Annotated in this window: 12 protein-coding genes and 1 tRNA gene; 4 read left to right on the forward strand and 9 right to left on the reverse strand. The window is 39.2% G+C overall.

All coding sequences use genetic code 11. The annotated features are described in order from the left end of the window. Positions 1 to 4: 4 nt before the first annotated feature. Together HPB14_RS05590 and HPB14_RS05595 are read right to left on the reverse strand one after the other, a co-directional pair. Positions 5 to 1261: a NupC/NupG family nucleoside CNT transporter gene (locus HPB14_RS05590; RefSeq protein ID WP_000577880.1), complete on the reverse strand. Its 1257-nt coding sequence runs from the start codon at positions 1259 to 1261 to the stop codon at positions 5 to 7. A gap of 105 nt (positions 1262 to 1366) precedes the next feature. Continuing rightward, positions 1367 to 1444 (reverse strand) — tRNA-Met (locus HPB14_RS05595). A gap of 172 nt (positions 1445 to 1616) precedes the next feature. Here HPB14_RS05595 and HPB14_RS05600 point away from each other — a divergent pair. Continuing rightward, positions 1617 to 2909 carry an MFS transporter gene (locus HPB14_RS05600; protein WP_324185923.1) on the forward strand — a complete coding sequence of 431 codons (1293 nt, stop codon included), beginning with the start codon at positions 1617 to 1619 and terminating at the stop codon, positions 2907 to 2909. 18 nt (positions 2910 to 2927) lie between these two features. Continuing rightward, positions 2928 to 3689: a tRNA 2-thiocytidine(32) synthetase TtcA gene (locus HPB14_RS05605; protein ID WP_000312857.1), complete on the forward strand. Its 762-nt coding sequence runs from the start codon at positions 2928 to 2930 to the stop codon at positions 3687 to 3689. Positions 3690 to 3697: 8 nt separating this feature from the next. On the opposite strand, the gene HPB14_RS05610 is transcribed toward HPB14_RS05605, so the two are convergent. The 3 genes from HPB14_RS05610 to HPB14_RS05620 form a co-directional block, all read right to left on the reverse strand. After that, positions 3698 to 4849: a cation:proton antiporter gene (locus HPB14_RS05610; RefSeq protein ID WP_000542869.1), complete on the reverse strand. Its 1152-nt coding sequence runs from the start codon at positions 4847 to 4849 to the stop codon at positions 3698 to 3700. A gap of 25 nt (positions 4850 to 4874) precedes the next feature. Next, positions 4875 to 6254, reverse strand: a complete 1380-nt coding sequence (locus HPB14_RS05615; RefSeq protein ID WP_000914084.1) for an HP1184 family multidrug efflux MATE transporter — start codon at positions 6252 to 6254, stop codon at positions 4875 to 4877. A 169-nt stretch (positions 6255 to 6423) separates the two neighbouring features. Beyond that, complete coding sequence (locus HPB14_RS05620; protein ID WP_000973631.1) at positions 6424 to 7599, reverse strand: sugar transporter; 1176 nt, start codon at positions 7597 to 7599, stop codon at positions 6424 to 6426. Between the two features lie 268 nt (positions 7600 to 7867). Here HPB14_RS05620 and HPB14_RS05625 point away from each other — a divergent pair, with 268 nt between their 5' ends. After that, the gene (locus HPB14_RS05625; protein ID WP_014658514.1) at positions 7868 to 8641 is read left to right on the forward strand and encodes a carbonic anhydrase; all 774 of its coding nucleotides are present in this window, start codon (positions 7868 to 7870) and stop codon (positions 8639 to 8641) included. 209 nt (positions 8642 to 8850) lie between these two features. Here HPB14_RS05625 and HPB14_RS05630 read toward each other — a convergent pair whose 3' ends face one another. The 3 genes from HPB14_RS05630 to hisS form a co-directional block, all read right to left on the reverse strand. Further along, the gene (locus tag HPB14_RS05630) at positions 8851 to 10077 is read right to left on the reverse strand and encodes a DUF874 family protein (protein WP_001121662.1); all 1227 of its coding nucleotides are present in this window, start codon (positions 10075 to 10077) and stop codon (positions 8851 to 8853) included. Positions 10078 to 10509: 432 nt separating this feature from the next. Beyond that, positions 10510 to 11550, reverse strand: coding sequence for an aspartate-semialdehyde dehydrogenase (gene asd, locus HPB14_RS05635; protein WP_000860856.1), 1041 nt, complete (start codon positions 11548 to 11550; stop codon positions 10510 to 10512). Continuing rightward, complete coding sequence (gene hisS / locus HPB14_RS05640) at positions 11537 to 12865, reverse strand: histidine--tRNA ligase (RefSeq protein ID WP_000632470.1); 1329 nt, start codon at positions 12863 to 12865, stop codon at positions 11537 to 11539. Before hisS ends, asd begins: the two co-directional genes overlap by 14 nt. Before the next feature lie 61 nt (positions 12866 to 12926). Here hisS and waaF point away from each other — a divergent pair, with 61 nt between their 5' ends. Continuing rightward, positions 12927 to 13976 (forward strand): lipopolysaccharide heptosyltransferase II, encoded by a 1050-nt coding sequence (gene waaF / locus HPB14_RS05645; protein WP_000115463.1) that lies wholly within the window; start codon positions 12927 to 12929, stop codon positions 13974 to 13976. Positions 13977 to 14167: 191 nt separating this feature from the next. Here the strand turns inward: waaF and HPB14_RS05650 are convergent, their stop codons facing one another. Further along, positions 14168 to 14392 carry a hypothetical protein gene (locus HPB14_RS05650; RefSeq protein WP_000744178.1) on the reverse strand — a complete coding sequence of 75 codons (225 nt, stop codon included), beginning with the start codon at positions 14390 to 14392 and terminating at the stop codon, positions 14168 to 14170. Positions 14393 to 14399 lie beyond the last annotated feature (7 nt).

The following is a 14399-nucleotide window of genomic DNA, read 5'->3' on the forward strand; positions in this document are numbered from 1 at the left end:
CCTTTTAATTGGCGCTTAACCCTATAAATAACCCGGCGATAGTCGCGCTCATGAAATTAGAAAGCGTGCCTACAAGCACCGCTTTTAAAGCAAGCCTGGCAATGAAATCTTTCTTTTTAGGCACTAAACTGCCAAGCCCTCCAATGAGCATGGCGACTGAGCTTAAGTTAGCGAATCCGCACAACGCAAAAGTAATGATCGCTTTGGTTTTCTCGCTCAAGATTAAAGGAGGGTTATCGCCCAAATAAGGCAATAATTGCATATAGCCCACAAATTCATTGAGCGCGATTTTAATGCCTATGATTTCCCCGGCAATCCCGGCCTGACTCCACGGAATGCCTAGCATAAAGGCTAAGGGTTTTAAGAGTGTGCCTAAAATCAACCCTAAAGACAAATGCTCCATGCCTAAAAACCCCCCTACAACCCCTAAAAGCCCGTTAATGAGCGCGAGCATCCCCACAAAGGCTAAAAGCATCGCTCCCACATGCAAGGCTAAATTTAGCCCTGTGCTTGCCCCATTAGCGATAGCTTCTATGGCATTGACATGCTTTTCTACCGAAACATCTGCATGGCTAGAAATGGTTTCGTTTTGCGGGTAAATGATTTTAGCGAACAACAACCCCCCAGGAGCGGACATAAACGATGCGGCTATTAAATAAGGCAAAGGAATGCCCATGCTCGCATACCCGGCTAACACAGGCCCCGCAACGCTAGCCATGCCCACGCACATGACCGCAAAAATCTCTGAATCGCTCATGCTTTTCAAATAAGGTTTAATGACTAGGGGTGCTTCGGTGTGCGCTACAAAAATATTAGCCGCTGCACTCATGCTTTCTGCTTTAGAAGTGCCTAAGCATTTTTGCAACGCCCCACCAATGAGATTGATAAACAAAGGCATGATTTTTAAATAATATAGAAGTGAAATCAAGCTAGCAAAAAAGATAATAATCGCTAAAACGTTGATCGCAAAGATAAAGCCTCCTATCCCTTGATCGCCTTTAGCGTTTGGAGCGAGATTGCCAAACAAGAAACGCACCCCCTCATAGCCGTAAGAAATCACGCTTTGTATGCCGCTGGCTAAGCCTTGCAACATTTCCCTACCCAAAGGCACATATAAAGCCAACGCCCCTAAAGCCACCTGAATCACAAAGGCGCTGACAATCGTGCGATAATTTATAGCCCTTTTATTGCTAGAAAACACCCAAGCAATAAGAAAAAGCACCGCCATCCCTACAACACTAAAAAGAGAGCTAAAAATCATCGTCAAATCCCTAATGTTAAGAAATTAAAAGATGCAACGCTATTGTAGTTCAGGTTTGCTAAAAAAAAGATTAAACGGATATTAAATGAAGATTAAATCAAATCATGGTGTCAAGAGGGGGACTTGAACCCCCGACCTCCGGCTTATGAGACCAGCACTCTAAACCAGCTGAGCTACCTTGACAAAAAAATAAAAGAATAAGATTATACAAAAAATTTTCTTAAAAATCCATTAAAATTACATTAAACTTTTATTATCAATCCTATTTCCCTAAATTAATGATAAAAATTAGATATTTTCTTGTAAAATAACCCGCATGTTTAAGAAAATTTTTCCATTAGCGTTAGTGTCGTCGTTGCGGTTTTTGGGGCTTTTTATTGTTTTGCCGGTCATTAGTTTGTATGCGGATAGTTTCCATTCAAGCAGTCCCTTACTCGTGGGGTTGGCTGTGGGCGGAGCGTATCTTACGCAAATTGTTTTTCAAACCCCCATGGGCATTCTTAGCGATAAGATAGGCCGTAAAGTGGTGGTTATGGTGTGCTTGTTGTTGTTTTTAGCTGGCTCGTTAGTGTGCTTTATAGCGAATGATATTGTTTGGCTCGTTATAGGGCGTTTCATTCAAGGCATGGGGGCTTTAGGGGGGGTTGTTAGCGCGATGGTGGCGGATGAAGTGAAAGAAGAAGAGCGCACCAAAGCGATGGCGATCATGGGAGCGTTTATTTTCATTAGCTTTACCATAAGCATGGCAATAGGCCCTGGGGTTGTGGCGTTTTTGGGGGGGGCAAAATGGCTCTTCTTGCTCACGGCGATCTTAACCTTATTGAGTTTGTTGATGCTTTTAAAAGTCAAAGACGCCCCTAAAATTTCTTACCAAATCAAAAACGTAAAGGCTTACCAACCCAACTCTAAAGCCTTGTATCTTTTGTATCTAAGCTCTTTTTTTGAAAAAGCGTTCATGACGCTTATTTTTGTGCTGATCCCTTTAGCCTTAGTGAATGAATTTCATAAAGATGAAAGTTTTTTGATCTTGGTGTATGTGCCTGGAGCCTTATTAGGGGTCTTAAGCATGGGGATAGCGAGCGTTATGGCTGAAAAATATAATAAGCCTAAGGGGGTGATGCTTTCTGGCGTGTTGTTGTTTATTGTGAGTTATTTGTGCTTGTTTTTAGCCGACTCTAGCTTTTTAGGGAAATATTTATGGCTCTTTATTCTTGGGGTGGCGTTTTTCTTTATTGGCTTTGCCACCTTAGAGCCTATCATGCAATCTTTAGCGTCTAAATTCGCTAAAGCAAACGAAAAAGGTAAGGTTTTAGGGCAATTCACCACTTTTGGCTATTTAGGGAGCTTTGTTGGGGGCGTGAGTGGGGGGTTAAGCTACCATCATTTAGGCGTTTCTAACACAAGCTTAATCGTTGTAGCTTTAGGGCTTATTTGGGGACTATCGCTCTTTTTACTCCATAACCCTTCCAAGCAAAAAAATGTCTATTTCCCCTTAGACGCTTATAATGAGGAACAATTTGAAACTTTAGGGGACAAAATCATTGAATGGTATGTTAATATTAGCGAAGAAATCATTATTGTGAAATATAATTCCGATCACATTAGCGAAGAAGAAATCATTCGCTTAGCGCGAAACTTTAGAAAATAAAACAATTAAGGATCAAAAATGGCCTATGAAATTTCCAAAAAAGTCTTACACATTGTAGGCAAGACCAACGCCACTTACAAACTCATAGAAGAAGGCGATAAAATCTTATTAGGATTGAGTGGGGGTAAGGATTCTATCATGCTCGCTTGCATCTTAGCCAGGATGCAAAAACATGCCCCTTTCAAATTTGATTTTAAAGCGGTTACCGTGCATTATGGTTTGGGCGAAGATTTGAAATGGTTGAGCGATTTGTGCCAAGAGCAAGGTATTGAGCATGAGATCATTTACACCCAAATCGCTGCCACGATCAACGAAAAACGCCGTGAAAAAAGCTCGTTTTGTTCGTTTTGTTCTCGTTTGAGGAGGGGGACTTTGTATTCTAAGGCTTTAGAAGAAGGCTATAATAAAGTCGCTATCGCGCACCATTTAGATGATGCGGTGGAGAGCTTTTTTATGAATTTCACTTATAACGGGAGTTTGAGGAGCATGCCCCCCATTTATAGGGCTGAAAACGGCTTATTGGTGATCCGCCCTTTGATTAAGGTTCGAGAAGCCAGCAGCATTCATTTTGTCACTTCTCAAAATATCCCGGTTGCTCCTGATTGCAACTGCCCAGCCAAGCAGCCCACCTCTGATAAGCCCCCTATCGCGCGATTAGCCACCAAAAATTTCTTAAAAGAAATGCAAAACTTGCACCCTCGTTTCTTTGACAGCTTAGAAAACGCATTCAACAATGTTCAAGCGAACAGCTTTAGCGACGCTAGATATTTAGACGCTTAAGCTTTCATTTAAGCTTTTTTGTTGAGTATTTTGATCGCAATCGTGAATAATACCCCTTCAAAAATAGCCGCCATGAGCAACGCGTAGTAGGTGTTTTGTGAGATCGCTTGCGCTTTTAAGCCTACCGCTGCGGTGGTTACTAAAAAAGTTAAAGGCATAGAAGCCCCTAAAGCAAATGAAAATAAATGCTTAGCCTCTTTAAAGTATTTGCGCCACAATAAGGTTGAAGTGATCAAGTGCAAACTCAACATCGCTATGACAATCAATATCCCTTGGAGAATCAAATGCGGGTTTAAAAACACTAATTTTAAGTCTAAAGTAGAGCCTACATGGATGAAAAACAAAGGCACAAAAAACCCAAAACCCACATCATTAAGCTTGTGGATCAATTCTGATTTATGAGGGAAAAAAGTAGAAACGACTAACCCTGCTAGAAACGCCCCTAAAACCATTTCTATTTTGAGCCACACCACGATCGCAACCAAGGAAAAAAAGAGCATGAGCGAAAAACGCACATCTTGGTTAAACTGACTGCTTTTAGGCATCACAAAAAGCTTTAAATGCGGGAACCACCAAAACAAAGTCTTAAAGATTTGAAACGCCACGATAATTAAGATTAAAAAAACAATGAGAATGCCTAAATCTTTAATCAAATCCATGCCCAAACCATGCGAATACACCCCATCCACGACCACCAAACCAAAAATGCTTAACAATTCCCCAATAACGCCCACTTTTAAAACCAAATCAAGCCACAAAATCTCTTTACGATAATCTTTGACTAAAGTCATGATCATGCCCAAACTGATAATAGGGAAAATCACCATAAAAATAGGCTCTAAATTAAGGCTAAAAGTAAGGATGAACGAAAGCGTGTATAAAATCAACAGATAAGCAAAAATGCGTTTTAAAAGAGAAACCCCTAATTTTTTAAACAAATAAATTTCTACTTCCAAACCGCATAAAAACATTAAAAATAAAAAGCCAATTTCGGACATGATTTCAAAGCCCTTAGTAGGCTCAATAAAACCCACATACGCCCCAACAGACCCAAATAAAATCTCCACGACCGTGATGGGCAAACGAGAGATTCTAGACATATAGGGAGCCATCACAATTAAAAGCATGATGAGCGCGAAAGTGAAAAATTCTGCATGCATGTCTTAATTTTACCTTATTTATTGGTTAAGTTTTCAAAGCGATAGGGTTTTTCTCTTTATAAGTGGTAAAAACCCTTTTTTTGATTTCATAATAAGTTACCCCTAACGCTACTAAAAACGCTAAAAATTGCGCGATAGGGTAAGTTACCCAAACGCCATTAATCCCATAGAAATGACTTAAAATCGGCAATAAAATAACGATAAACCCCAGCGTGTGCGAAAGGGTGATGATAAACGAACTTTTGGTGCGTTGGATGGATTGGAAAAACACCGCGCACAACAAAGTCATGCCTAAAAAAACATAGCCAACATAATAAATATTCATCGCTCTTTTAGTCTCTTGCATAAAAAGGGGGTCTTGTTCGCTTGGCTGCAAATAAAGCTTGATTAAAAATTCATCTAAGAAATAATAAGCGCCATAGAAAACAATCCCTATACAAAACGCTGCTTTCAAACCAAAAACAAACACCTCTTTCACGCGCTCTAAATTTCTAGCCCCATAGCTAAAGCTCGCAATCGGTTGGATGCCTTGAGAAATCGCAAATAAAGTCGTAAAAAAGATAATCGCATTATACATAACGATCCCATACATGCTCACAAACCTTTCCCCAGCCGTGTGCATGATAGCGGTATTAAACAATAAAATCATAATAGAAGCGCTAAATTCTGCCGTGCTTTGAGGCACGCCGCTTTTAGCTGAAGAAATGACTGAAGACAAGGAAAATCGTTTGATAAAATACAATTGCCCTTTTTTAAACCAAAAATGCTGCATTAAGACTAAAACCCCTATCGCATGCCCTATCACGGTGGCTATCGCGCTGCCTTGAACCCCCACTTCCAAAACAAAAATAAACAAGTAATTGAAAAAGATATTCGCTAACGAGCCAATCAGCATCGCTACCATCGCTAAAATGGGGCGTTTGTCATTCACCACAAAAATATCCGCTAAAGGGTGGAGGACCATAAAAACCGTGCCCATTAAAATGATTTCAATGTAGCGTTTGGACATGCTCAATAAAGCGTCATTGCTCCCAAAAAAACGCGCGATAGTTTCACTAAAAGGCAATAACGCCATGCTCAAAACAAAGGCGCTTAGAGCGACAAAATAAAACACGCTGCTAAACACAAGCCTAGCCCTATGGGTTTTATTTTGACCCAAAAAATACCCCACAATGCTCGCTGCCCCAAAACCAAAAAGCAATTCATACGCAATGAGTCCTGGAAAAATAGGCCATGCGATATTGACCGCAGCGATAGCTTCTTTACCCAGTTTTTTGCCCACAAACATGCCATCTACCATAGAGTAAGTGGAAAGTGAGATCATAGAAAAAGCTAAAGGGATGAAGTAATAAAAAAAGAGCTTCCTAATAGAATCTTTATGCAAATCAATCTTTTTTTTGAGCATTTAAACCACACACCGCTTAAAATTTATGACAAATTTTTCTATTTTAACATAAAAAGAGAGACAATCTATCCGTTAGTGCAGTTGGATTCAAGCCGTATCATTAAATTTTAAAAATGGTTTTTAACGCAAAAGGGATTTTCCTTTATTGGGCTAATCCTTTTAACGCTCTTTATGTTTTTTTAAACTTTATCGTAATGAATCTAAGCCAAAATAACGCCAACAACCCCAAAGCCCCACCCACAAAGCCAATATACCCTAGCCCTAATTGGTGGATCATAATACTGCCAAACAGCGCTCCTGATCCAATCCCCACATTATAGCTCCCCGAAAAAATCGCGCTCGCGACATCCGTGGCATCTGGGGCGAGCTGCAACACCCTCATTTGCAACGCAATGGTGAGTGAAGTGATCCCAATCCCCCATAAGAAAATTTGCAAAAAGATCACCCACTCTAAGTTTTTAAACACAAAAAGCAAGAGTTGCGGGCAAATAACTAAAACCATTGCAAAAGCGATGAATTTTCTTGAATTTTTCGCATACAAACGGCCAAATAAAAAACTCCCCGCCACGCCCGCTAACCCAAAAACAAACAGCATTAGCGTTGTAATGTCAGGAGAAAATTGGCTGATTTGAATGATAAAAGGCTCAATATAGCTATAAGTGGTGAAATGCCCAGAAATAACCATGATCACAAGCAAATAAATCCCCACTAAAAGCGGGCGTTTCATTAATATAGGGACACTTGCGAGCGTGCCGGCGTTTCTACTCGGTAGATGCGGGAGCAATTTCCACATAAGCAGCATTATAAGAGTCGCAACGCCCCCAATCACGCCAAAAGTGGATCGCCAATCCAGGATTTGCCCAATGATCCTCCCAAGCGGCAAACCCAAAATCATCGCTAACGAACTCCCTAGCGCTAATAACCCTAAGGCTTGCTGTTTTTTATTTCTTGGCGCGACACGAATGACTAAAGAAGCCGTAATGGACCAAAAAATAGAGTGGGCAAAAGCGATACCCATACGAGAAAGGAGGAGCACCCAAAAATTCCATGCTAACGCTGAAAGGATATGGCTGAGAATAAAAAGGGCAAAAAGAAAGAGCAATAAGCGTTTCCTTTCAACTTTAGCACTAAGCAGCATCAAGGGCAATGAGCCAAGAGACACCACCCATGCATAAGCAGTGATCATAAGCCCCACTGTCGCGCTCTCCATTTCAAAACTTTTCGCAATATCTGATAACAATGCGACAGGGACAAACTCCGTGGTGTTAAAAATAAACGCCGAAAGCGAAAACACAAAAACCCGCATTAAGGCGAATCTTTGATACGATTGTTTGGTTATCATCATTTAAATCTTAAGGGGTTAAATTTTATTCCATTTGAAAACTTGGAGTATAAGACAAAAATTTTAATCGCTTGTAAATTGGGGGGTTGGTTAAAACAAATATTTCGCTCCATAGGCGCATTAATTTAGAGTTGTTACCATATAAAACAGAATTTAAAATCATTTCCAACTTTTAACCAATCTATTTTTTGTAACTGCGGTCATTATTGATTAAGCGCTAGAATTAATTGCTTTTTAATATTTTAGAATTTTAGAATAAAGGATAATTAAAATGAAAAAAACTTTTTTGATCGCTTTAGCGTTAGCCACTTCTCTTATAGGCACTGAAAACACCCATTGGGATTATAAAAATAAAGAAAATGGCCCGCACCGCTGGGACAAATTGCACAAAGATTTTGAAGTGTGCAAAAGTGGTAAAAGCCAATCGCCCATCAACATTGAGCATTACTACCACACGCAAGATAAAGCCGATTTGCAATTCAAATACGCCGCTTCTAAACCTAAAGCGGTCTTTTTCACCCACCACACTTTAAAGGCTTCGTTTGAGCCGACTAACCACATTAATTATAGAGGGCATGATTATGTGCTGGATAATGTGCATTTCCACGCCCCTATGGAGTTTTTAATCAATAATAAAACCAGGCCTTTGAGCGCACATTTCGTGCATAAAGACGCTAAAGGGCGTTTGTTAGTGTTAGCGATTGGTTTTGAAGAAGGGAAAGAAAACCCCAACCTTGATCCTATTTTAGAAGGCATTCAAAAGAAACAGAATTTTAAAGAAGTGGCTTTAGACGCTTTCTTGCCTAAAAGCATCAATTACTACCATTTTAACGGCTCTCTCACCGCTCCCCCTTGCACAGAAGGGGTGGCATGGTTTGTCATAGAAGAGCCTTTGGAAGTCTCCGCTAAACAATTGGCTGAAATCAAAAAACGCATGAAAAATTCGCCCAACCAACGCCCCGTCCAGCCTGACTACAACACCGTGATCATTAAAGCTCAGCTGAGACCCGCTAAAGATCCGCTAAAATTAAAACTCTCTCTTTAATAAAGAGGGAGATAAAAACCATTCTTCATAAAAAAACAACGCTAAAAATTGCAACCGCTTGTATTTTGTGAAACGCTCAAACGCTAAAGACGATTGGGATCCCTACTAAGGAGTTTAAAAAAGGCTCTGTTCTCATTGGGTAATATAGACTCTTTAAAATACCATAAATAAGCTAAAAACGATTTTATGGTGTTCTTATTTTCTTATGCCTACATCCTTTTACTATAACCATAACCCGCTTTTTCTACTTTTTTCTCGGTATTAGCAACTACTTTTATTTCTTTACTAACATCAGCAAATATTTTTTGAACGAACAAAAGGCTTTGAGAGGTTGGAAGGTGGGCTTGTGGGTATGGTTTTAAATGCCTCATTTCAAGCATTTTAGCTTGAGCTTTAGAGCGTATTTTTAGATTTTCTTTTTGCCATTCTTCTGTAGCTTTAAAATCTCTAGGATCTAGCTCTAAATAAGCGATAGAACTTGGTTTATAAAAATCCACTTGTTTAGCGATAGCTTTTTGTGAATAGGGCAGAGATTCTAGCTCTTTTTGCAAATAAGCTATAAGCTCTTGCGCTTTTGATCCTCTTTGAGAGCGGGGTTGTTTAGAGTTTGGAAGGTGTTTTGGCTGGATAGGGGTTTGATTGGTTTTTGTGGGTTTAGGGGTTTTGCATTCAGCTTCTACTTCTATAGCAATACCACCCTTAATGCCTACTTTTTTAATAAAGAATTGATTATGATTTTCTTGGCAATTTTGTTCTGCTTTTTTAACCAAATCTTTTTGCGTATTGTTTGTCTTTTGTTTTTCTTGTTCTGTCTTTTGTTGTTCTTGTTCTACTTTTATTTGGTTATTAGTCTCTATATTGTTTGTCTTTTGTTTTTCTTGTTCTACTTTTATTTGGTTATTAGTCTCTATATTGCTTGTCTTTTGTTTTTCTTGTTCTGTCTTTTGTTTTTCTTGTTCTGTCTTTTGTTTTTCTTGTTCTGTCTTTTGTTTTTCTTGTTCTGTCTTTTGTTTTTCTTGTTCTGTCTTTTGTTTTTCTTGTTCTGTCTTTTGTTGTTCTTGTTCCAATTCTATCCCACTCTTGTTTGCTCTATCCCTAGCATTTTCAGCTTCCTTTTGAGCTTGAGCCACTTCTTTTTTGGATTGGTCATCAGCAAAACACACATTCATAAGCATGGCTGTTAAAGCTGTTACACCTATTGCTGAATTAAACCACGAGTTAGGATGCGTTTTTAAATAATCATCTGCAGTCTTAACATTCCCGCATATCCAATTGCTTTTTTTAATTTGTTTTTTTATCGAGTCTTTTATCGCTTCCCAAAAAGCAATCCCCATTATAGATATTCCCACATTCTTAAAAACTTTCTTTTCTTTTGCCGTTTTTCCTAATTTCATCATCATTGTTGCAAGCATTACCAAAACCCTTATAATAGGCATTTAAATCCTTTCAAAAAAACAATCTCACCTTTCAAAATCTTATTATTGTAGTGTATATAGCCATATTTAACCGCTATTAAACAATTGGTTTGAAAAATTGTAAGGGTCAATCCAATCAGATTTTTCTAATCCATTCCAACAAAACTTGATACAAGTTTCCCTTATACCTTAAACTCACACCCTTTTAAATGGAATAATAGGCAATAACTCGCTAGCTAAACATTCACTCTCTGCTTGAGTGTAAGCCTTTAATTCCTTTTGACCTACCAAATACTAGCATTTCTCTCAATCAAGCCTTGAGAAATTCAATTACACCCTTGTTTAACACCGCAAGCCTAGTAACTTAAAGCTCTTTTTTAGAGATTGGGTTAGATTGATCCTTATCCTTAATTCAAGCGCATGCGCATTCATCTTTGTTATCTTTGAATAAACTCAAGCGTTCTTAATGTAATGCATGGCGATTTTGAGCGCGTTGGTGGCTGCCCCCACTCTTAATTGATCCGCCACGCAAAAGCCATGCAAAGTTTTCTTATCAAACAAATCCTTCCTCAAGCGCCCTATAAAGGTGGTATCCGTGTGGCTCGCTTTTAGGGGCGTGGGGTAGAGGTTATGGCTAGGATCATCGCAAACAACCACGCTAGGGGCGTTTTTTAAAACTTCATAGACTTCTTTAAGATCGAATTCTTTTTCAAAAGCGATACTCAAACTCTCGCTATGGCTCCTCAATACCGGCACGCGCACGCAAGTCGCGCTGATAGGGAAATCCACGCCCATGATTTTATGGGTTTCATGCACCATTTTTAGCTCTTCTTTCGTGTAGCCATTCTCCTTAAAAGTGTCAATATGGGCGATCGCATTGAAAGCGATCGGGTAAGGGAAAGCCCCGGCTTGCAAAGCTTGGTTTAAATCAATAGCGGGGTCTTTTTCCAAACACTCTAATGCGGTTTTTAACTCATTTTTCAAACTCTCTATGCCCTTATTCCCTGCCCCACTCACGGCTTGATAGGTGCTAACAATCACGCTTTTTATCTTAAAATGGAGGTGTAAGGGGTTTAAAATCTGCGTCATTTGAATGGTAGAGCAATTAGGGTTAGCGATGATATTTAAGGGAGCGTTAAAAATTTCTTTAGCGTTGATTTCAGGCACGACTAAAGGCACATCTTTATTCAATCTAAAAAAGCTCGTGTTATCAATCACTAAGGCCGTTTTTGCAGCGCTTATAGCAAATTCTTCGCTCACGCTCCCCCCAGCGCTAAAAAAGGCGATGTCTATTTTTTCTTTTTCAAAAACCTCATGCGTGGTTTCTAAAATTTCATAGTCTTTATTGAAAGCTTTAATCTTTTTACCAGCGCTCCTAACGCTAGCGAACGGGACAAATTTTTTAATCGGGAAAAAAGAATTTTCTAAACCTTTAATCAGCTCTTGGCCTACCGCCCCACTAGCCCCGACAATAGCGACATTATAAGTCTTCATCGTTTTCTCCAATGATTTCAAGGGCTTTTAAAAAACTCAAGCAATTCAACTGCATGCCTGAATGCATGTTTTTCAAGCTTAAGGTTTCGCTTTTAAATTCTTCTTCGCCAATGACAGCCACAAACTCATGCCCTTTGTGGTTAGCGTAAGAAAAGGGTTTTTTGATTTTTTGAGCTTCTGGATAGACTTCGCTAAAAATCCCGCTTTGCCTTAAAGACTCCGCTAAGCGGTTGGCGTAAGAAAAATACTCTTCATGCATGCAAGCGATTAAAACTTTAGCTTGGGTGGAACGCTCGTCTAATAATTGCATTTCACTCAAAGCCACAATCAATCGATCAATCCCAATAGAAGCCCCTACCCCTTGTAAATTCTCTTTAGAAAAATTTTTAGTCAAATGATCGTAACGGCCCCCTGAACACACGCTCCCTAAAGACTTCATTTCATTAAGCGTGGTTTCATACACAATCCCCGTATAATACCCTAAGCCCCTAGCGATAGAAAAATCAATTTTATACAGGTTTTGAGAAATTTGCAAATCCCCTAGCAACTGGTATAGCCTTTCTAAATCCTGTATGCCCTTTTTCAGATTTTCATTATAGTCTTTCAAATAAGCAATCTTTTCAAAAAATTCCGCATGGCTCAAATCGTTCTGTTGGATTTGAACCATTTCTAAAAGCTCTTTAATGGTGTTTGAATTCAAATTGCACTCTTTTTTTAATTCTTCTTCAACCCCATTCAAGCCAATTTTTTCTAATTTATCCACAATGCGCAACACTTCATTCACTTGAGCAATGCCAAAATATTCGCATATGCCATTCAAAATTTTTCTGTGGTTGATAGAGACGCAAAAATCTTCTAAATCCAAAGCTTTTAAAGAAGCGATGATCACTTGAATAATCTCAGCATCGCACACCAAACTCTCGCTCCCTATAAAATCAAAATCGCATTGCGTAAATTCCCTATAACGCCCTTTTTGCGCCCTTTCGCCCCTAAAGACATTGCCTATAGCGTAGCGTTTAAAGGGCATGCCTAGCGTTTGGTGGTGCAAAGAAACAAAGCGGGCTAATGGCACGGTCAAATCAAACCTTAAAGCCACATCTCTATCCCCATGGTCTTTAAAACGATAAATTTCTTTTTGAATATCGCTGCTCGCATCAGGTAGTAGCACTTCAGCGTATTCCAAATGAGGGGTTTCAATCGGCACAAAACCAAAACTTTGAAACACGACTGAAACTTTCGCAAGCAACTGGGCTTTTTGTATCGCATCTTTAGGCAAGCGGTCTTTAAACCCGCTCAACACTTTAGGGGTAATCATTCCATTTCCTTGTATTTGTATGCTAAAATTTTAGCTTAAAATCTTTAAAAAAGGGCTATTGATGAGCGTAAATGCGCCCAAACGCATGCGTATTTTATTGCGTTTGCCTAATTGGTTAGGCGATGGGGTGATGGCAAGCTCGCTTTTTTACACCCTTAAACACCACTACCCTAACGCGCATTTTATCTTAGTGGGCCCACAAATCACTTGCGAACTTTTCAAAAAAGATGAAAAAATAGAAGCCGTTTTTATAGACGACACCAAAAAATCCTTTTTCAGGCTGCTAGCCACTCACAAACTCGCTCAAAAAATAGGGCGTTGCGATATAGCGATCACCTTAAACAACCATTTTTATTCCGCTTTTTTGCTCTATGCGACAAAAACGCCTGTTCGCATCGGTTTTGCTCAATTTTTCCGTTCTTTGTTTCTCAGCCATGCGATAACTGCTGCCCCTAAAGAGTATCATCAAGTGGAAAAGTATTGCTTTTTATTTTCGCAATTTTTAGAAAAAGAATTGGATCAAAAAAGCGTTTTACCCTTAAAATTAGCCTTTGATCTCCCCACTCACACCCCAAACACCCCTAAAAAAATCGGCTTTAACCCTAGCGCAAGCTATGGGAGCGCTAAAAGATGGCCGGCTTCTTATTACGCTGAAGTTGCGGCTGCTTTGTTAGAGAAAGGGCATGAAATTTATTTTTTTGGGGCTAAAGAAGACGCTATCGTTTCTGAAGAGATTTTAAAATCCGTTAAAAACTTATTGAAAAACCCCTTATTATCCCATAACGCTTACAATCTGTGCGGGAAAACAAGCATTGAAGAATTGATACAACGCATCGCTGTTTTGGATTTATTCATCACTAACGATAGCGGCCCTATGCATGTAGCCGCTAGCACGAAAACCCCCTTAATCGCTCTTTTTGGCCCCACTGATGAAAAAGAGACTCGCCCCTATAAAGCTCAAAAAACGATCGTATTGAACCACCATTTAAGCTGTGCGCCTTGCAAGAAACGAGTTTGCCCTTTAAAGAATGAAAAAAACCACTTGTGCATGAAATCTATCACGCCCCTTGAAGTCCTAGAAGCCGCTCGCACTCTTTTAGAAAAGCCTTAAACGCCTTTTATGCGCTTTTTTAAAAACACAGCCGTATTGACAAAATTCTAGTATATAAAAGATTTAAACTTTACTTTTGAAAGCGTGAGAAGAGCGATAAATCCTATCAAGGGTTTTACAAAATGGTAAGAAAAATTACAAGATAGTATCCAAAAAAGCGTTTTTAAAAACGCTTTTTTGAGTCAAAGCCATTAGGCCACTGAGTTTTTAGGTTTTTTAGCGTCTTTTTTATCTTTGTGAGCCACGACTAATTCTGTGCTAAATTTAGGTTTTTTAGCGTCTTTTTTATCTTTGTGAGCCACGACTAATTCTGTGCTAAATTTAGGTTTTTTAGCGTCTTTTTTATCTTTGTGAGCGTATGCAGAACTCACTGCCAAAACTGATAATAAAACACCTGTCAAGATTTGCTTTTTCATACGAAAC

The sequence above is a fragment of the Helicobacter pylori HUP-B14 genome, from assembly GCF_000259235.1.
GTDB lineage: Bacteria > Campylobacterota > Campylobacteria > Campylobacterales > Helicobacteraceae > Helicobacter > Helicobacter pylori_CU.